The sequence below is a fragment of the Clostridium tertium genome (genome assembly GCF_902652255.1).
GTDB lineage: Bacteria > Bacillota > Clostridia > Clostridiales > Clostridiaceae > Clostridium > Clostridium tertium_A.
Map to the genome: position 1 here is coordinate 77,784 of NZ_CACRTO010000046.1, position 19,485 is coordinate 97,268.

Annotated in this window: 17 protein-coding genes; 13 read left to right on the top strand and 4 right to left on the bottom strand. The window is 27.8% G+C overall.

Going from position 1 to position 19,485, the window contains the following annotated elements:
• Window positions 1–214: 214 nt before the first annotated feature.
• The 4 genes from GPX08_RS14465 to GPX08_RS14480 all read left to right on the top strand — a co-directional run bounded on the left by GPX08_RS14465 (window position 215) and on the right by GPX08_RS14480 (window position 5,245).
• Window positions 215–2,233 (top strand): chemotaxis protein, encoded by a 2,019-nt coding sequence (locus GPX08_RS14465; protein WP_156627533.1) that lies wholly within the window; start codon window positions 215–217, stop codon window positions 2,231–2,233.
• 208 nt (window positions 2,234–2,441) lie between these two features.
• A complete protein-coding gene (locus GPX08_RS14470) occupies window positions 2,442–2,894 on the top strand; it encodes a DtxR family transcriptional regulator (protein WP_156627535.1) in 453 nt (150 codons plus the stop codon).
• Between the two features lie 31 nt (window positions 2,895–2,925).
• Window positions 2,926–4,368 carry an FAD-dependent oxidoreductase gene (locus GPX08_RS14475; RefSeq protein WP_156627537.1) on the top strand — a complete coding sequence of 481 codons (1,443 nt, stop codon included), beginning with the start codon at window positions 2,926–2,928 and terminating at the stop codon, window positions 4,366–4,368.
• Window positions 4,358–5,245, top strand: coding sequence for a hypothetical protein (locus GPX08_RS14480; protein WP_156627538.1), 888 nt, complete (start codon window positions 4,358–4,360; stop codon window positions 5,243–5,245). Before GPX08_RS14475 ends, GPX08_RS14480 begins: the two co-directional genes overlap by 11 nt.
• Window positions 5,246–5,343: 98 nt before the next feature.
• Here GPX08_RS14480 and pflB read toward each other — a convergent pair whose 3' ends face one another.
• Window positions 5,344–7,572 (bottom strand): formate C-acetyltransferase, encoded by a 2,229-nt coding sequence (gene pflB / locus GPX08_RS14485; protein ID WP_156627540.1) that lies wholly within the window; start codon window positions 7,570–7,572, stop codon window positions 5,344–5,346.
• A gap of 245 nt (window positions 7,573–7,817) precedes the next feature.
• Between pflB and GPX08_RS14490 the strand changes: the two genes are divergently transcribed.
• The 7 genes from GPX08_RS14490 to GPX08_RS14520 all read left to right on the top strand — a co-directional run bounded on the left by GPX08_RS14490 (window position 7,818) and on the right by GPX08_RS14520 (window position 13,834).
• The gene (locus tag GPX08_RS14490; RefSeq protein ID WP_156627542.1) at window positions 7,818–8,138 is read left to right on the top strand and encodes a (2Fe-2S)-binding protein; all 321 of its coding nucleotides are present in this window, start codon (window positions 7,818–7,820) and stop codon (window positions 8,136–8,138) included.
• Between the two features lie 363 nt (window positions 8,139–8,501).
• Window positions 8,502–9,404, top strand: a complete 903-nt coding sequence (gene pfkB, locus GPX08_RS14495; protein ID WP_156627543.1) for a 1-phosphofructokinase — start codon at window positions 8,502–8,504, stop codon at window positions 9,402–9,404.
• Between the two features lie 189 nt (window positions 9,405–9,593).
• Window positions 9,594–10,181, top strand: a complete 588-nt coding sequence (locus GPX08_RS14500) for a rubrerythrin family protein (RefSeq protein WP_156627544.1) — start codon at window positions 9,594–9,596, stop codon at window positions 10,179–10,181.
• Between the two features lie 240 nt (window positions 10,182–10,421).
• Window positions 10,422–12,254 (top strand): HAMP domain-containing protein, encoded by a 1,833-nt coding sequence (locus GPX08_RS14505; RefSeq protein ID WP_156627546.1) that lies wholly within the window; start codon window positions 10,422–10,424, stop codon window positions 12,252–12,254.
• A 12-nt stretch (window positions 12,255–12,266) separates the two neighbouring features.
• Window positions 12,267–12,857, top strand: coding sequence for a response regulator (locus GPX08_RS14510; RefSeq protein WP_156627548.1), 591 nt, complete (start codon window positions 12,267–12,269; stop codon window positions 12,855–12,857).
• 131 nt (window positions 12,858–12,988) lie between these two features.
• A complete protein-coding gene (locus tag GPX08_RS14515; protein WP_156627549.1) occupies window positions 12,989–13,426 on the top strand; it encodes a hypothetical protein in 438 nt (145 codons plus the stop codon).
• A gap of 129 nt (window positions 13,427–13,555) precedes the next feature.
• The gene (locus GPX08_RS14520) at window positions 13,556–13,834 is read left to right on the top strand and encodes a DUF3892 domain-containing protein (RefSeq protein ID WP_156627583.1); all 279 of its coding nucleotides are present in this window, start codon (window positions 13,556–13,558) and stop codon (window positions 13,832–13,834) included.
• A 650-nt stretch (window positions 13,835–14,484) separates the two neighbouring features.
• Here the strand turns inward: GPX08_RS14520 and GPX08_RS14525 are convergent.
• Together GPX08_RS14525 and GPX08_RS14530 are read right to left on the bottom strand one after the other, a co-directional pair.
• The gene (locus tag GPX08_RS14525; protein WP_156627550.1) at window positions 14,485–15,468 is read right to left on the bottom strand and encodes a DUF4097 family beta strand repeat protein; all 984 of its coding nucleotides are present in this window, start codon (window positions 15,466–15,468) and stop codon (window positions 14,485–14,487) included.
• On the bottom strand, window positions 15,468–16,163 hold the full coding sequence (locus tag GPX08_RS14530) for a DUF1700 domain-containing protein (RefSeq protein ID WP_156627551.1): 696 nt from the start codon (window positions 16,161–16,163) through the stop codon (window positions 15,468–15,470). The genes GPX08_RS14525 and GPX08_RS14530 overlap by 1 nt, the downstream gene beginning before the upstream one ends.
• 528 nt (window positions 16,164–16,691) lie before the next feature.
• Here GPX08_RS14530 and sfsA point away from each other — a divergent pair.
• Together sfsA and GPX08_RS14540 are read left to right on the top strand one after the other, a co-directional pair.
• Window positions 16,692–17,387, top strand: coding sequence for a DNA/RNA nuclease SfsA (gene sfsA, locus GPX08_RS14535; protein ID WP_156627552.1), 696 nt, complete (start codon window positions 16,692–16,694; stop codon window positions 17,385–17,387).
• Between the two features lie 33 nt (window positions 17,388–17,420).
• Window positions 17,421–17,918, top strand: a complete 498-nt coding sequence (locus tag GPX08_RS14540; RefSeq protein WP_156627553.1) for an NUDIX domain-containing protein — start codon at window positions 17,421–17,423, stop codon at window positions 17,916–17,918.
• Window positions 17,919–17,948: 30 nt separating this feature from the next.
• On the opposite strand, the gene GPX08_RS14545 is transcribed toward GPX08_RS14540, so the two are convergent.
• Window positions 17,949–19,199 (bottom strand): DUF1576 domain-containing protein, encoded by a 1,251-nt coding sequence (locus GPX08_RS14545; protein ID WP_156627554.1) that lies wholly within the window; start codon window positions 19,197–19,199, stop codon window positions 17,949–17,951.
• Window positions 19,200–19,485: the final 286 nt, after the last annotated feature.

Sequence of the window (19,485 nt, forward strand, 5' to 3'; positions counted from 1 at the left end):
AATTTATTTGATATAAAGTGTGCTTATAGATTAAATTTAAACTTTAAAGTCATATTAATTGAGATATCTAAATTTTTCAGTTAATAACTTTATTAATATATATAAATTACATGTAAAGAAAAGTGAAATAATATTGAATTTTATATTAATTTTACGTAATAAGAAACGATAAATTAAATATAAACTAAATTATTTAAACTTAAGGAGGAAACAAATGAGCGAAAAAGAAATAAAGAAAAAAAGGATTTCTTTAAAAAGAGAAATAATTCATTTATTATTATTAACTTCAATAATACCAATTATCTTAATAGTTGGAGTAAATGCATATTTTTTAAATAGAAATATTATAAATGTAAATAACTCTGTTATTAATGGAAATATAAGCTTAATTAAAGAAGCGCTATCAATTGATCATAAGAATACTGAAAAAAACCTAGCATTTTTAGCCTCTGATGCTAATGCTAAAGGTTTTAAAGATAGTAAGAATAATGAGGCTCAGTGGTTTCAAAAGTCATTAGAGAATTTCTTAAATGCAAATGATGATGTAGCCAATGTTTATATGGCAAGTGAAAATGGTAGGTTTATAATAGCACCTAATGTTGAAACAGAAGAAGGATTTGATGCAAGGCAAAGGGAGTGGTATAAGAATGCTATAAATAACCCTGAAGAAGTTGTAGTATCACAGCCTTATATTGATGTAGTTAGTAAAAAAATAATGGTTCCTTATTCTAAGGCTGTCTTTAATGATAAGGGAGAGCTACAAGGAGTTATAGCTATAGATAAAAATTTAGAAAAGTTATCAGATACAGTTAAGAAGATAGATGATATAAATAATGCTTATGCAACTATTTTCACAAATGATGGAACAATAATAGCTGATGAAGATTCTAATATGATAGGAAAAAACGCTAATGATCTACCATGGATAGAAAAGGTTCTTAATATTGAGGATGGAAAAAGTGAGTATATTAAAATAAATGATTTAAATTACTCAGTAAATAAAGTTATTGAAAAGGAAAGTGGATATACAATTTGTGTATTTGTACAAAGTAAGGAACTTATATCTTTATATGTAAAAGAACTTGTAATACCTGCTATAATTTTAGTTTTAGCAATTGCAGTATTGATAATTTCTTCAAGAATATTTACAAGAAAATTAACGTCTCCAATTAAGGAAGTAGTTAAAATTATAAATAAAATAAAAGATGGTAATTTCACTGAATATGCAGAGATAAATGAGCATTATAATATAGAAGTAACATCTATGTTAGAAGGTGCTAATGCATTAGTACATGATATGGGAGTTTTATTATCTGGAGTTAAAGAAGCATCTGAAGGTGTTAATGAAGGTTGTAGCACATTATTTAATATAATATCTGAATCAAGTAATGTTGGAGAAGAAATTGCTAAATCTGTTCAAGAAATTGCACAAGGAGCAACTAACCAAGCAGCACAATTAGAAGAAGGGGTTAGAATTGTTGGTGGACTTGAAGAAGAAATTGATAAATCACTTGCAAGCTCTGAAAAAATGCTTAAAACTTCAAATGAAGTTAAGTCTTCTTCACAAGAAGGTATGATAGCTATTGAGGAATTAAGCGAAAAATATGCTCAAAATAAAGAAGCAAATGATAATATAGTTAATAAGGTTAATTTACTATCTGAAAAATCAAATCAGGTGGGACTTATAGTAGAAGTAATTAAATCAATTACTGAACAAACTAATCTTCTAGCTCTAAATGCAAGTATTGAAGCTGCTAGAGCTGGAGAAGTAGGTAAAGGATTTGCAGTTGTAGCTGAAGAAGTAAGAAAACTTGCAGAAGAATCAGCAAAATCAGCATCAGAAATTAATTTAGTAATAGATGAAATAAAGAGAAGTATAAGTGAATTAGATAGAGAGATATTGAAAACTAGCAAATTGAATGATGAAACTGGTGAAAGTTTAATTGCAACTAAAATTAAGTTTGAAGTAATTGATAAAATAATTAATGAATTAGAAACTAATATTGAAGAAGTAACGAATTCATTAGATATAATTACCATGAGCAAAGATAATGTTGTATTTAAAATTTCAGAAGTATCAGCTGTAGGAGAAGAAACAGCTGCAATTACAGAAGAGCTAAGCGCTGCTTCAGAAGAACAATCTTCAGGACTACAAGAAATAGCTAATGAGGCAGAAGGATTAAAGGATAATGCTAAAAATCTAAACGACATGATTAATAAATTTAAAGTTTAATATAATAAGATTTATATAATTACAAAATGACTATATCATAATAATTACAAGTGAATTATGATATAGTCATTTTTAATATAAAAAAATATGTGTCAAATCAACATAATTAATACATAGATCTTTTGATACTAATAAAGAATATTTATGAATTAATATTGGAATCTAAAATATAGATATATTAAGGCAGTAAATGTTTGGGGGAATTATTATGTCAAAAGGTTTTTATACATTTAATAATTACTTGAAGTCAAATATAGGAATTATTACAGCTTCAATGGAAGACTATATAGAAATGATTTATAGGTTATCACATGATAAGGGATTTACTAGGGTAGGGGATTTATCAAAAGAGCTCAATGTGAAACCTGCATCTACAACTAAGATGATAAGAAAATTAAATGAATTGAGTTTAGTTATTTATGAGAGATATGGTTATATACGATTAACTGAGGATGGGAATATATATGGAGAATATCTATTATATAGGCATAATACTGTGGAAAAGTTTTTAAATATTATTGGAGCTACTAAAAATGTATTAGAGGAAACTGAAAAAATAGAGCATGTATTAAGTAAGGATACCTTTGAAAGGATAGAAAATTTTATAGAGATAATAGATAATTATCCAATAATTAGAGAGAGATTAGGTAATACTAAATAATAAGAAAATATTATTATTTAGGAGTGATATTATGAAATCCATTTGGAGTGAAAGTTATGATATAAAAGGAAAGAATCAATTAAAGGGGTCAAAAGAGGTAGAGGTTTTAATTATAGGGGGAGGAATTGCAGGGTTACTTACTGCTTATAAACTTAAGGAAAAGGGAGTAGAGGCAATAGTAATAGATAGAGGTAAGGTTCTAAAAGGAAATACTATTAATACTACTGCAAAGATAACAATACAACATAACATTATATATGATAAATTAATTAAAGAGTATGGAGAAGAAAATGCTAAAAGATATGCAGATGCAAATAAACTTGCTCTAGAGAATTATGAAGAGATAATAAAAAAGAATAATATTGATTGTGAATTTGAAAAAGAAGATGCTTATGTTTATTCCTTAGATGATCCTAAAAAGATCATTAAAGAATATGAAGCCGCCATGAAATTAGGAATTGATGCTGAATTAGTAGATAAAACAGAGCTTCCATTTGAAGTTGCAAAGGCTGTTAAGTTTAAAAATCAAGCTAATTATAATCCTATAAAGTTTTTAAATTTTATAGCAAAGGATTTAACTATATATGAAAATACTACAGCTATAGAAGTTAAGGGAAATACAGTAATAACTGATAAGGGAGAAATTAAAGCTAAGCATATAGTAGTTGCAACTCATTTCCCAATTATAAATGTTCCAGGCTTTTATTTCTTAAGAATGCATCAAGAAAGAGAATATGTTATTGCTTTAAAAAATGCTCAGATATTAAATGGAATGTATATAGATGAAAAGGATGGAGGATATTCATTTAGAAGATACAAGGATTATTTAATACTTGGTGGGGCTGCTGGTAGAACTGGGAATAATGAAGTAGGTGGGTCATATGATAAGCTTAGAAATTTTGCTAAGAAGTTATATGAAAATTCAGTAGAAGAGTATCACTGGTCAGCTCAGGATTGCATTACTTCTGATGGGATTCCATTTATAGGATACTATTCAAAAGAAATGCCTAATGTATATGTAGCTACTGGATTTAATAAGTGGGGAATGACTTCATCTATGGTCTCTGCCATTATAATAAGTGGATTAATTACTGGTGAAGAATATGATTTTAATGAAATATTCTCCCCAAGTAGATTTGATTTTACTGCATCAATTAAAAACTTAGCAATAGATGGACTTGAAACTACATATAATTTTATAGCGGAAAAGATAAGACTACCATTAGCGACTATTGAAAATGTTAATAATGGAGAAGCGGATGTAATAATGTATGAAGGTAAAAAAGTAGGGATATATAAAACAGATAAGGGGGAAGTTCATACAGTATCTACAAAATGTCCTCATCTAGGTTGTGAACTAAAATGGAATAATGATGACTTATCTTGGGATTGTCCTTGTCATGGATCAAGGTTTGATTATAAAGGTAATTTATTAGATTCACCATCAATTAAAGAGTTAAAATATGAAGAATAAGTATGATTACGGCAATAAGAAAAGCTTTTTTGAAGGATGGTATTTTAAACATCAAATTCAGGATAAAAGTATTGCATTTATTCCTGGAGTCAACATAAGTAAAGATGGAACTGAGTATGCTTTCATTCAAATAATTACTGACGAAGAATCATATAATGTAAATTATGATTTTAGAGACTTTTCTATAAGTAAAGATAAGCTTACGATTAAGATAAAAGACAGTATATTTTCAACAAAAGGTCTGATTTTAAATATAAGAAATAAAGATATCAATATTAAGGGAAGGCTTATATATAGTGATATTACTCCAATTAGAGGTGATATTATGGGGCCTTTTGCATACTTTCCATTTATGGAGTGCTTCCATGGAGTCTTAAGTATGAAGCATAGAGTTAGTGGAAGTATAGTGGTAAATAGTAAAGAATTAATTTTTAATAATGGGATAGGATACATAGAAAAAGATTGGGGGAGGTCTTTCCCTAAGAGGTATTTATGGTTACAATGTAATGACTATTCTACAGAAGAAACTAGTATAATGGTATCTATTGCTGATATACCTTTTTTAGGTTTTGAATTTAAGGGATGTATAGCAGTAGTGTACTATAAAGGCAAGGAATATAGATTAGCTACATATAATGGAGTAAAGTTAATTTCTTATGATGAAAAGGGCTTAATAATAAAAAGAGGAATATACAGATTGGAAGTAAAAATAAAAGAAGTATCTCCTCAAAGCTTATTAGCTCCTAATGGTGGAGAAATGATAAGAACTATATATGAAAATATATCATGTAAAGCAAATTTCAAATTTTATAAAAATGAAGAGAAAATATTTGATTTAGATAGTGATAAGGCAAGTTTTGAGTGCGTAAACAGCTAAGTAAAGAATAATTAAAAGTGAATAATTGATAAAAAAACTCCTAAAAGAGTTTTCAAAATAAAATTAAAAGAACTGCCTTGAGGCAGTTCTTTTTTATATTACATTGATTTGTGGAATGTTCTGTTTATAACATCTAATTGTTGTTCTCTAGTTAACTTAATGAAGTTTACAGCATAACCTGAAACTCTTATAGTTAATTGAGGATATAATTCTGGATGTTCCATTGCATCTAATAAAGTTTCTCTATCAAATACATTAACATTTAAGTGATGAGCATCTTGGCCGAAATATCCATCCATTAATGCACTTAAGTTCTTAATTCTGTCTTCAGGAGATTTTCCTAAAGCATCAGGAATTATAGAGAATGTATTTGAAATACCATCTTGTGAATGTTCATATGGTAATTTAGCAACAGAGTTTAATGATGCTAATGAACCACTGCTATCTCTTCCGTGCATTGGGTTAGCACCTGGAGCAAATGGTTCTCCTGCTTTTCTTCCATCAGGAGTAGTTCCAGTTTTCTTACCATAAACAACATTTGAAGTTATAGTTAATATTGATTGAGTGTGGTATGCATTTCTGTAAGTCTTGTTTTGTCTGATCTTATTCATCATGTTTTCAACTAGATATACAGCTATATCATCAACTCTATCATCATCATTTCCGTATTTAGGGAAATCGCCTTCGATTTCGAAATCAATAGCAACTCCTTCTTCATTTCTTATTGGCTTAACTTTAGCATATTTAATAGCTGAAAGTGAGTCAGCACAAACTGAAAGTCCTGCTATACCACAAGCCATTGTTCTAAATACATCTCTGTCATGTAAAGCCATTTGTAATTTTTCATATGAATACTTATCATGCATGTAGTGGATAACATTTAAAGTATTAACATAAAGGTTAGCTAACCAATCTGTCATTATTTCGAATTTTTCCATTACTTCATCATAATTTAAGTATTCGCTAGTGATAGGAGCTAGTTTTGGTCCTACTTGCATTCCGTACTTTTCATCTTTACCACCGTTTATAGCGTAAAGTAAAGTTTTAGCTAAGTTAACTCTAGCACCGAAGAATTGCATTTGCTTACCAACTCTCATTGCAGATACACAACAAGCAATTGCATAATCATCTCCCCAGTATGGAGCCATTAAATCATCATTTTCATATTGAACTGAGCTTGTATCAATAGAAACCTTTGAACAGAAATCTTTAAATCCTTGAGGTAATCTAGTTGACCAAAGTACAGTTAGGTTTGGTTCAGGTGATGGTCCTAAAGTATATAGTGTGTTAAGAATTCTGAAAGAGTTCTTAGTAACTAAAGTTCTTCCATCTAATCCCATACCACCGATTGATTCAGTAACCCAAGTTGGATCTCCTGAGAATAAATCGTTGTATTCTGGAGTTCTTAAGAATTTAACAAGTCTTAATTTCATAACGAAATGGTCAACTAATTCTTGAGCTTCTTCTTCTGTAATTAATCCAGCTTTTAAATCTCTTTCTATATATATATCTAAGAAAGTAGAAGTTCTTCCAAGAGACATAGCAGCACCGTTTTGGTCTTTTATAGCTCCAAGGAATCCAAAGTATAACCATTGGATAGCTTCTTTAGCATTAGTTGCTGGCTTAGAAATGTCAAATCCGTAAGTTTCAGCTAGGCCTTTTAATTCTTTTAAAGCTAGGATTTGATCAGAGATTTCTTCTCTTAATCTAATAATATCTTCATCTATGCATTTAACTTCTAAACTCTTCTTTTGAGCAATTTTATCTTCAATTAATCTATCTACTCCATATAGAGCAACTCTTCTGTAATCACCTATGATTCTTCCTCTACCATAAGCATCTGGAAGACCAGTGATAACACCAGATTTTCTTGCAAGTCTCATTTCATCTGTGTAAGCATCGAAAACACCTTGGTTGTGTGTTTTTCTATATTTAGTGAATATTTCTGAAATCTTAGGGCTTACTTCATAGCCATATGATTTTGCAGCATTTTCAGCCATTCTTATTCCACCAAAAGGCATAACGGCTCTTTTTAATGGAGCATCAGTTTGAACCCCAACTATTTTTTCAAAAGCTTGATCTATATATCCAGCTTTATATGCATTTATTCCTGAAACAGTTTCAGTATCTAAATCTAAAATACCGTTTTCTCTTTCTTTTTTAAATAGTTCACTTACTTCATCCCATAATTTTTTAGTTGCATCAGTAGCTCCAGCTAAAAAGCTGTCGTCACCTTTATATTCTGTGTAGTTAAGTTGGATAAAGTTTCTAACATCAATAGATTTAGTCCATTGACCTTCTTTAAAGTTGATCCATTCTTGCTTCATGCATTGCACCCCTTTTTTTAAAATTATTAGCACTAAAGGCTTGAAAATAGCTCTCAACAAATAATGCTTATCATTTAAATTGTACCATTAATAAAATGTAATTGCAAGAAAAATGTTTAAAATTTAACAATATAATATACATTCTAAATGCAAAATATCTTGATTATAAATTATCATACCTTTATAATTATATAGAAAATTTAAAAAATATAAAGGTGTATTACAAAAAAAGTTGGAGGTTTTTTATGGCTAGGGGAATAAAAATTTGTAGATGTAGAGATGTTAGCTATTTAGAGATAAGAAATGCAATGGTGGAGGGAGCTAGAAGTTTAGAGGATATTATGGAAATTACAGGTGCTGCCACTTGCTGTGGAGGGTGTACAAGCCAAGTTATTGGAATATTAGAATCTGTATGTAGATGTAATGATGTTTCGATGAAAGAAGTTGAAGAAATTATTAAAAATGGTGCAGATACTGTTGAAAAGGTAGGCAAATTAACTAAAGCTGGAACTACTTGTGGAAGGTGTAGGCCGTTAATAGATAGTGTAATAAAATATAAAAGATAACATAATAATAAATAAAAAAGTCATTTTAGATCACTAAAATGACTTTTTTTTAACTAATTATTTTCTCATTTGGAAAAGTGAGGATATTAAAAATAGTTGTGATTATTTATAGATGTTTTTAAATATGGTTGACTTATTCTAAGTGGAAATGGTTGGGTTTAAGTGAGAACCATTGTATTATATATACAGGAAGTTTTATTTATGTTAACAGATGAAACATCTAAAATTATTTTAGCAGAGAAATTAAAATTTAATTAAATAGGTTGCATAGCTTTTGGCGAAATAGATGAAGCTATTATAATAATTACTAGGTTAGAGGATTCAAGATATTTTAATAAAACAGAAATTGTGAGGTGTAAAACTATGATTTATACTATAACTTTTAATCCAGCTTTAGATTATATAGTTAGAGTTAAGAATCTAAAGATTGGAGAAGTAAATAGAACAGATTTTGAGGAATTTTATGCTGGAGGGAAAGGGATTAATGTTTCGATAGTATTAAATAATCTAGGAATTGATAATGTAGCGTTAGGATATATTGCTGGATTTACTGGTGATGAAATTGAGAGAAGAGTTAAGTCTTTGGGATGTAAAACTGACTTTATAAAGCTTGAAAAGGGAATGTCAAGAATCAATATTAAGATGAAATCTAAAGAAGAATCGGAAATAAATGCTCAAGGACCTGAGATAAGCGCTAATAATTTAACTAAGTTATATGAAAAATTAGATTTTCTTAAGGATGGAGACATTCTAGTTTTAGCTGGAAGTATACCAAATACATTATCTGAAGATATATATGAAGATATTATGGAGAGATTATCAAATAGAGGGATTAAATTTATTGTTGATACAACAGGAAATCTATTATTAAGAGTTCTTAAGTATAAGCCTTTTTTAATTAAGCCTAATCACCATGAATTAGGAGAATTATTCAATACTAAATTGAATAGCCAAGAAGAAATAATAATATATGCTAAAAAACTTAGAGAAATGGGAGCTAGGAATGTATTAGTATCTATGGCTGGTGATGGAGCTATATTTATAAATGAAGATGAAGAAGTTATTAAATCAAATACCCCAAAAGGAAAATTAATTAACTCTGTTGGGGCAGGAGATTCAATGGTAGCCGGATTTATAGCTGGATACTTAAAAAGTAATTCTTTAAAGGAAGCTTTTAAAATGGGAGTAGCTACTGGAAGTGCTAGTGCATTTTCAGAAGGACTTGCCGTAAAAGATAAAGTTTATGAATTATTAAATCAATTATAAAATAAGTTAAAATTGAGGGATCCTTAATAAAAGTAAATATGAGTAAGTAAAATGAAATAAATTGATGCAATATTTGAACGATTCATATTAATTGTAAATTTAGACTTTGAAAATAAGGATAAACTGTAATATAATAGAAACATAGGAAGTTTAGTATAAAATCAAATTATATTATAGGAGTGTGATAGAATGAAAAGTCTAAAAGGTACAAAAACAGCAGAAAATCTTATGAAATCATTTGCAGGTGAATGTCAAGCTAGAACTAGATATACTTATTATTCAAGTGTAGCTAAGAAAGAAGGCTTTGTTCAAATTTCAAACATATTTATGGAAACAGCTGAACAAGAAAAAGAGCATGCAAAGAGATTCTATAAATTCTTAAAAGATGAATTTGCAGGTGAAGCTATTGAAATAAATGCAGCTTATCCAGTAGGATTATATGAAAGCACTGCAGATAATTTAAGAGCAGCAGCTGCTGGAGAACATGAAGAATGGTCTCACGATTATCCTGAGTTTGCTAGAATAGCAAGAGAAGAAGGATTCCCAGCAGTAGCAGCAGCTTATGATAAAATAAGTGAAGTAGAAAATATGCATGAAAGAAGATATAATGCATTATTAAAGAATGTTGAAGATGGAACTGTATTTAAGAAAGAAGAAGTAGTTCTTTGGAAATGTGGAAATTGTGGATTTATTTTTGAAGGAAAAGAAGCTCCAGAATTATGTCCAGCATGTTTACATCCAAAAGCTTACTTTGAATTATACACTGAAAGATATTAATAGTTTTCAAGGGGTTGTCGTTGGCAGCCCCTAATTTATACTTAACAGCTAAAAATATGTTGATAATAAAACTCTTTTAAGAGTTTTTTTTATTTTCTTTAACTTTTATATTGTGAATTTCACATTGTAGGACAGAATTTTTTATTTATAGTTTATATCTATAATAAATACATATAGATTAATAAGTAAAATAAGATATATAATTAATATAATATTAGAAATGCATGAAAGGGTATTATTATGTTTAAATCTTTGAAAAAAAAGTTTACATCAATCTATCTTGCATTAGTTTTACTTATAATTTTTGTAGGAGTAGCATCAACAATCAGCACATATTCAATAAGGAATTATATAAATGGGTTTATAAGCAATAACTATAAAAGCATAGATTCTGTAAATAATATGATAAATGCTATAAACAATCAAGATAAAGCTATATTAATTTATCTTCAAGGAAATAAAGAAGAAGCGTTGAATTTATTTCATACTAATGATGATGAGTTTTATAAGTGGTTCTATATTGAAAAAAGTAATATTACTGAAGATGGAGAACTGGATGTTGTAGATGAAATTAATACTCAATATATTGAATTTGGCAAATTATTTTCATCTCTTCAGGATATTAGCAATGGTAGCAATCATGAGGAAATAGTAGAGTATTATTATAATAAAATAGTACCTCAATTCAAAGTTATAAATACTTCCTTAGAGAAACTATCAGATTTAAATGAAGAGATTATGTTTAGCAAGAAAGAAAGCTTAAAAAGCATGTCAAAGACAGCTATCATTATAGTTGGGTTTATTGCTATAATTGTTTCTTTGGTAGGAGGATCTATTGCAATGTTTCTAACTAATAGATATTTTAATCCTATTAATTTATTATTAGATGCGATAAAGTCAGTTAAAGAAGGAAACTTAAATAAGAAGGCTCCTATAGTTTATAATGATGAGATAGGAGAGTTAGCTTTAGAATTCAACAATATGATAAATAGACTTTATGAGTATGAAATAGAATCTAAAGGTAGCTTGCAAGCAGAAAAAGATAAATCTATAAATATAATTAAGAGTATATCAGATCCTATTATATTATTAGATAATAGTTTTAAGATAAAATTTATTAATGACAAAGGAAAGAAATTTTTCAATATTTATAATGATACCTATAAGGATAAGAATTTCTTAGAGGTTATTCCGATTCCAGAAGCTTTTAAATTTATTAAGGGTAGCCTAGAGGATGATAATAAAACAAAGATTATAGAATTTACTAAAAATAATAAAAAGTATTTCTTTAACTTAACTATTAATGCAATAAAAATAAGTGGTGAAGATGTTCAGGAATTATCTGTTCTATTTAAAGATGTTACAGATTTAAAGGAACTTGAAGCTGTGAAAACAGAGTTTATTGGAGCTGTTTCTCATGAGTTAAAAACACCTCTTACATCAATTATGATGGGTATAGGGTTAATAAATAATAACAATATTGGTGAATTAAATAAGAAGCAGAAAGACATAGTTAAGACAATTGGAGAAGATGTTCAGAACTTAAATGAACTCGTTTCTAATTTGTTAAAAATATCAGAAATTCAAGGGAATAAATATAGCTTTAATATTAAGGAAAATGATATGAAAAAGCTATTGAATGATGTAGTTTTGAATTTTGTTAATCAAGCCGAGGAAAAAAATATTGAATTAAAATTAGATATTAATGAAGACCTTCCTCTAGTCATGATTGATAGGGAAAAAATAAAATGGGTTCTTAATAATTTAATATCTAATGCAATAAGGTATACAGAAGTAGGACAAGTAATAGTTAGTTCTTATAAAAAATCAGATAAAATATATGTGCAAGTAGCTGATACAGGTAGGGGGATTCCTAATAACTATTTAACAAAGATATTTGAAAGATTTGTTAGGGTAGAGGAATTTGAGATTCCTGAAGAGAGTACAGGATTAGGGCTTTCTATTGCAAAGGATATAGTTGAAATTAATGGCGGAGAAATATGGTGTGAAAGTGAAGTTGGAGTTGGAAGTAAATTCATATTTACAATACCAATTTCTCCCGAGGATAACTAGGAGATGAAGTTGATGAAGAGAATATTAGTTGTTGATGATACTAAGAATATTAGAGTTTTATTAAGTACATGCCTTGAGCTTAGGGGCTATGAGGTAATTACAGCGGATAATGGTGCAGAAGCATTAGATATAATTAACGATAAAAATCAAAATATAGATCTAATATTTTTAGATATAAGAATGCCTGGAATAAGTGGTACTGAATTACTGAAAAACATAAAATACATAAGAAGTAACTGTCCAGTAGTTATTATGACTGCATTTGCAACAGTGAAAAATGCAGTAGAATGTACTAAGTTAGGAGCTTTGATATATCTTCAAAAACCTTTTTCTCCTGAAAGAATAAATTTGGTTTTAGATGAAATTGAAAATAAGAGAGCAATAGAAAATAAAAATGAAGATATAGATTCCATATTAGATGAAGTAAGGAGTTTACTACAAAGCGAAGAAAATATAAATAGAGCTCATGACTTATTAAAAAAAGCGCTTAGTATGAATCCTTATTATAAAGAAATATATTTATTAATAAGTAAAGTAAATAAGATTCTAGGAAATGAAGCTGAAATGCTTAGATTTAGAGAGATATACAAGCTGTTTGAATAGAGTAAAGAGAAATTTGTAGAATATTTGAACAAATAGGCTAAAAAATTAACATATAGCATATTTAAAATTGATAATAACTAATATATAATTATATTATAATAAAATTTTATGATAATAGGAGATTATGAAATATGTTTTTAAAGGAATTGAGTAAGGAAGAGGCAAATGCATTTTTAAATTTAGTATCAATATTTGCAAAAATTGATAATGAATTTGCAAAAGAGGAAAAGGCGCTTTTAGATGAATACAAAGAAGAATTAGGCTTAGTAGGTTCTGAGATTAAAGAGATAGGATATGAAGATGTTATCCAAAACTTAAAATCCTCAAGCGAAAGAGCAAGGAGAATAATATATTTTGAACTAGTTGGCTTAGCTTTAGTAGATGGAGAGTATGAAGAAGAAGAAGTAGATTTCTTAGAAAAAATAGCATCTGAGTTTAACATTCCTAGAGCTAAAAGAATTGCAATAGCGAACTATTTCTATAATTTCACAGATGTATATAATTTTACTACTGTTGATGCAGAAAATAATATTGAACTTTTAAAAGAGCAAGCGGAAATGATTTTATAAATATATAGTTTAGGAATACATAGTATTCCTATTTTTTTATCTTTAAATAAACGAATTAAAGAATTTTAATTGAGCAAAATAACACCATAAAGTATAGGAGGTGCTATTTTGGAAAATAAAAATGACAATATGCTTGGAGGATTACCTGTAAATATTAATAAAGAGGTGCCTACAGCAAAGGATAATGCACATTCAATAAAAGCATTAATAAAAAAATCTGGGGAAGTAGTAGGATATGAACTAGAGAGTGGTGAAAGAATATCTAAGGAAGAAGGAGTAAAGATGGCTAGAGAAGGAGAGATTTCCGGAGTTGCTATTGGAGTTTCTAAAAAGGGAGAAGAATACTTAAGAAGCCTTCCAGATCAAAGTGAAAATAATAATTTAAGTTCACTACCAACAGTAGAATAGTAAAATTAAATTTATATAAGAGTACTCGAAAGTAATATGATTATTTCTGTAGTACTCTTTTTTATTTTATGATGAAAATATAAATAATCTATACTATGAGTAATTTTTGTTGTTTTCTTCCTATAGCTCCATGAGGAAGATGTATAAGTTTTGTATGACCTGGTGCATAGCTAATGAATAAGAAGGTTTTTATATATGGCTAATTTAATGTTTTAAATTTTAGTGAATAATTCATAAATAGTTTACTTTTTCTATGACATAGTTTTATTGAAAGCTACTAACTTATTATGTAGAATTAAATTGGATTAAGGAACTATGAAAACATAAGGGAGATAAAAAATAATTATGACATTAGTATTAGTATTAGTGCTATCAGTTTTTGCATCATTTAAATTAGCAGAAGAAAAAGGGCAAAATAAGATTATATGGGCAGCTGTAACAGTTTTTCTAGGACCAACTGTTTTAGCAGTTCAATATTTACTATCATGCTATAAAAATAAATATGCAATTAAATAATATTTAAATAAATTAATGAGTGATTGTCGTGGACATCCCATCGTTAATAAATAAAAAAACTCTTTTAATAATCTTAAAAGAGTTTTTTTATTTAACTTTTAATTATGATTTTAAATTGAAAATTTCTGGCTTTTTTATTCTGATATATTTAAGTCTCCATGTACAGTTTTAATATTGACTTTACCAGATCCATTTCCAAAGGTTAAGGTAGTATCAGTATCTACATAATCTGAATTATTATCAGAAGAGTCCCTGTATAAGCTACCATTTATAGTAGAGTAAGTTAAAGTTAAATTAGAATCTTTTTCGATTGATAAATTAACATCTCCAGAAGTAGAATTTATAGTTAAATTACTTAAATTACTAGATATTAATGCAGATATATATCCATTTATAGTTGAAATAGAGCTATTAGAAAAATTATCTGTAGAAGAAATACTTCCATCAGTAGTATTTAGAGCTAATTCTTTAGAGTTAAGCCCATTAGTTACAATATTTCCACTAGTAGTAGAAATGGTAGTTGATTCAGCATTAAGATTATTAATTAAAACATCTGAATTAGTGGATTTAATATTTAAGTTCTTTAAGTTTAAATTAGTTAAATCAATATTTCCATTAGAGTTATTAATATTTACACTATTTGAGTATGAATAAGGTATTTTTATTAGGAAACTTATATTGTTTCTATATTCATTTACTGACAATATATTTTGAGAAGGTGTAACTTTTAATACTTTATTGTCTATTGAGTTAGAAAGTAATTCAATTTGTTTATTTTGAGCAGAAGATGAATTATACTTCGAGTAAATTGAAATACTTAAGTTATCACCAGGATAGCTTTGAACAATAGTAGTATAATTATCAAAATTTATATTAACAGTATCAATGTCTTTTAAATCGATAGATTTCGAATAAATCTCGTCACCATTTAAAACATTTGAATCCATACCTAAACTCAGAGTATTGTTATAATATTGACTTACATCAAAATAGTTATCAATTTTAAAATCGCTATAGTAGAGTTGAATAAAGGCAGTAGTAAAGCAAATAATAGATGAAAGTAATAGAAAAGCCATAAATATCTTCATCTTATTACTAATTATTTTTCTTTTTTCCATTATCTTTCCTCCTTTATTTTATTAGATAAGGATTTAAATATCTTTTTAGATAGATGTATTAAAAGTTTTATGAAGTAGTACAATAATAAAATTGAAAAGATAAATAAAAATATACTCCCTAAAACTGAAAAAGCTAATACAGAATTAGGAAAATCTAAAATGAATTTAGGTAGGACTGTTAAGCCGATGTTAGTTATAACTTTTCCTATTAGAACTATAATACCAGATACTGATAAAGAAAAAGAAGAAACTACTATAGCTAAAAATATACTTCCAACTACGCCTACTAATCCTATAATAAAGGGACCAAACAACACACAAGAAAGAATAATAATAAGTAAAGTAACTATAAAATTATTAGAATTATTTCTTTTCTTCTTTCTATTATAGGAGTTTATATTATAATTATCTGCTCCATTGTAGTTATTATTATTTCTTGAATTACTTCCTGATTCATTATTAATATTACCTGGTATTATTAATTGGTTTGAAGTAAGATTTTCTTTATTATATCTATATTTTTTAACAATATCATGTGGATCACCTAATTCATTTATAATTTCATCGTAGGTTTTTCCCTGTTCATTTGCTAGATCAAAGTAGTCTTTATAATAAAACAATATATCTATAAGCTCTCCTTCTGGAAAGTCACTTAAACCGTTTTTTAGTATTCCTAAAAAGGTTTCTTTATTCATAAAAATTCTCCTTTATATTAAAAAATAAATTGGTTTATAATACTGTAATGTTGATTTAAGTATAAAAAATACTATTTAGCAATACAATAGATTTATATGTCCTTTAAGGAAATTTTAAGGTGTAGATAAGTAAAAATTAAGAAGTGATTAATGTTAAAATTGTGGAAAGTTATCCACAAAATGTGGACAACTATTAAAAACTGTTGAAAACTTTAAAAAAAATATTGACACAATATATATGGAGTGAATATATGTTTGTAACAATATGATGATATATGGAGAATAATATTAGTATATGATGTAATATAGAAAGTAATAAAAATACACTTTTAAAAGTTGTTTATAAAGTTATGCACAGTTTGTACTGATTGTGGATAAAAAGTGTGGATAATGTTACAATATTACAGTAAATGACGAAAAATTCATAGGTTTTAAGAATTAACCTGTGGAAAACTTTATTATATCAAGTGGATAAAATTAAAAAAATTGTTGAATAATTAGATTATTTTTAATAGATAAGGAGAAATTATGGAATTTGATAAGAAAATTTATGAAGGAATATTCATAGAGAGACCTAATAGGTTTAATGCAAAAGTGTTATTAGATGGTGAAGAGCTAGTAGTACACGTTCCTAATACAGGTAGATGTAGAGAAATTTTAAAGGAAGGAACTAAGATATTTTTAAGGGAAGAATTGAATCCAACTAGGAAGACTAAATATGATTTAATTGCAGCTATGAAAGGGGATATATTAATAAATATAGATTCACAAATACCTAATAAGGTAGTTAATGAAGCTTTATTAAATAAAAAAATTGATACTTTACATAAATATAGTAAAATAAATAGAGAGAAGACTTATGGAAAAAGTAGATTTGATTTTAAGCTATCCACTGAGGATGAGAAAGAAATTTATTATTTAGAAGTTAAGGGGGTAACCCTAGAGGATAATGGTCATTGTATGTTTCCCGATGCACCTACAGAAAGGGGAGCAAGGCATATACTAGAATTAATAGATGCAAAAAAGGAAGGATATGGCGCTGGGATACTTTTTTTAGTACAATTAGATAATGTAGATACATTTTCTCCAAATGATGAAAGAGATCCAGAGTTCGGAAGAGCTTTAAGATTAGCAAGAGAAAATGATGTTGATATAATGGCATATAACTGTAAGGTAGAAAAAAATATGATTGAAATTAATAAAAAGGTTGATATAATATTGTAATTAAGCCAGGTTTTGCTAAGTGAGAGGTGAATTATGAAGTGTAGATTTTGTCCTATATGCGGAAGAAGACTAGAGGAAAAGTATAGCTGGGATGAGGGCGGAGTGCCTTATTGTTCCCATGATGATATGATGTTTTTTGATATACCTAAACCATGTATTATGGTAGCGATAATTAAAGAAGATGAAATTCTATTATTAAAACAAAGCTATATATATGAAAATTCTAAAGTTCTTTTAACTGGATATGTTGGAATTAATGAAACAGCTGAAGAGGCTGTATATAGAGAAGTCAAAGAAGAAGCCGGAATAGATATTACGAATATAGAGTATCTTGGATCTGACTATGTAAAAGATAAGGAAATATTAATGATTACCTTTATGGCTGAATATGTTAGTGGTGAAATTCAAAAGTCATGTGAAGTTGAAGGTATGGGATGGACCAAGCTATCAAAGGCATTAGAAGAAATGAAAGAAGATGTTATTGGTACAAAAGTAGTGAAGAAAGCATTAGATAAAATATCAAAAAAATAAGTCATAGAGGAGCTGTCATAAGACAGCTCCTTATATTTTTTGAGGTTTAAAGGTTTTCAGAATCGGTACTAATAACATTGCTACGAAACCAGCACCCAGACCGTTATTATATAAGTTTAATCCACCATGAAGGTATCCAATATTACTAACCATATTTACATGAAGTACACCAGCTAATATACCTGCTAGCCAGCCAAATTTCCCTGCTATAGGAGCAAGAGCTGTTGAGAATAGTATTGATAATATTAAGGATGGAGAATTTATAGGATTAATATTAATATAGGCTCCAATTAAAGCTCCTATAATAACTGGGATAACATTAAGCATGTGTTTACCGAAGGCTCCGAATCCGATAATAGTGAAAATTCCAGAGATAGTTGGTCCATTTAAGTCACCATTAATAATTAATACTAAGGATGTGGATAGTAAACCTAATATGCCCATATTGAAGTAAGATGTTCTACCAAAACTTTCATAAAAATCAGTAGAGAGAATTCCAGAACTTTTAAAAATATTTTTCATATCTGTAACTAGATTTTTATTTTTATATGAACCAATAATAATTAGAAAAATTGATATAGAAAATAATAAGATAGAGAATTCAAGATTTGAACCTACATTCCATATTAATCTTGAAGGGAATTCAATACCTAAAGCACGTAATATTGCCATTAATAAGGTGGCAAATAATCCAGCAGCAAAGCCTACATTATATAGGTTGTACCCACTATGAGCATTAAAACAATAACTAGCAATAGGTGATAATATAAAGCCAGTTAATATGCCAAGGGAATAACCTAAAATTATTCCTGAATAATTTGGGAAATGTCCCGTGTAACTAAATTGACTTACTGTTGGAGCAAGTGTTGTCGAAAGAAGAGCAACTAATATATAATTTGAAAAAGGTTCCTTCTTATATTTTGAATATAAATATACGCCTATCATAATAGGCCAAATATTTAGAATGTTTTTCCCGAAGAAAGCGAATCCTTTTATGAGCCATAGTGACATTATAATAGATCCTGTGGGTTTAACTTTTAAAAGAATTAATATTATCATAGGAATGAAACTTGTGAGACTAGAGTTAATTAGTGCAGCACCAATACCCCCAAGTTCAACATAATCAGTAATAAGGATATCTGGGCTTTTAAGTATAGTTGTAAGTCCAGATAAAATTTCCCTTGGAGAATCTAAGATAAAAGCAGTTAAGAAAAATAATAAATTAATTATAGATATTACAATATAGGGGGGATAAAATCTCCTCTCTTTTATATAAATCACCTCTCAATAATAATTAAAGATATATGTTGTAATAAATATTCTATATAGTTAATCGAATTATAATTAAAACTAATAATTTTAATTAATTTTAGTATTTTATAAAGTTATATAAGAAATTAATTAGTATATATCCTTTCAATTTTGATATTTTATTAAAATAATTATATTAATTTTTAATTTCTAATTTTATAATAACATAACTATGTAGATTATTAATCGAAAGATACATATTTTTTTATAAAAAAATATTGATTATATTATTACTATTTTATAAAATATTCTAGTT

Coding starts and splice junctions, on each gene's coding strand:
- GPX08_RS14465 (WP_156627533.1), top strand. CDS start 215: ATGAGCGAAAAAGAAATAAAGAAAAAAAGGATTTCTTTAAAAAGAGAA.
- GPX08_RS14470 (WP_156627535.1), top strand. CDS start 2,442: ATGTCAAAAGGTTTTTATACATTTAATAATTACTTGAAGTCAAATATA.
- GPX08_RS14475 (WP_156627537.1), top strand. CDS start 2,926: ATGAAATCCATTTGGAGTGAAAGTTATGATATAAAAGGAAAGAATCAA.
- GPX08_RS14480 (WP_156627538.1), top strand. CDS start 4,358: ATGAAGAATAAGTATGATTACGGCAATAAGAAAAGCTTTTTTGAAGGA.
- pflB (WP_156627540.1), bottom strand. CDS start 7,572: ATGAAGCAAGAATGGATCAACTTTAAAGAAGGTCAATGGACTAAATCT.
- GPX08_RS14490 (WP_156627542.1), top strand. CDS start 7,818: ATGGCTAGGGGAATAAAAATTTGTAGATGTAGAGATGTTAGCTATTTA.
- pfkB (WP_156627543.1), top strand. CDS start 8,502: ATGATTTATACTATAACTTTTAATCCAGCTTTAGATTATATAGTTAGA.
- GPX08_RS14500 (WP_156627544.1), top strand. CDS start 9,594: ATGAAAAGTCTAAAAGGTACAAAAACAGCAGAAAATCTTATGAAATCA.
- GPX08_RS14505 (WP_156627546.1), top strand. CDS start 10,422: ATGTTTAAATCTTTGAAAAAAAAGTTTACATCAATCTATCTTGCATTA.
- GPX08_RS14510 (WP_156627548.1), top strand. CDS start 12,267: ATGAAGAGAATATTAGTTGTTGATGATACTAAGAATATTAGAGTTTTA.
- GPX08_RS14515 (WP_156627549.1), top strand. CDS start 12,989: ATGTTTTTAAAGGAATTGAGTAAGGAAGAGGCAAATGCATTTTTAAAT.
- GPX08_RS14520 (WP_156627583.1), top strand. CDS start 13,556: ATGCTTGGAGGATTACCTGTAAATATTAATAAAGAGGTGCCTACAGCA.
- GPX08_RS14525 (WP_156627550.1), bottom strand. CDS start 15,468: ATGGAAAAAAGAAAAATAATTAGTAATAAGATGAAGATATTTATGGCT.
- GPX08_RS14530 (WP_156627551.1), bottom strand. CDS start 16,163: ATGAATAAAGAAACCTTTTTAGGAATACTAAAAAACGGTTTAAGTGAC.
- sfsA (WP_156627552.1), top strand. CDS start 16,692: ATGGAATTTGATAAGAAAATTTATGAAGGAATATTCATAGAGAGACCT.
- GPX08_RS14540 (WP_156627553.1), top strand. CDS start 17,421: ATGAAGTGTAGATTTTGTCCTATATGCGGAAGAAGACTAGAGGAAAAG.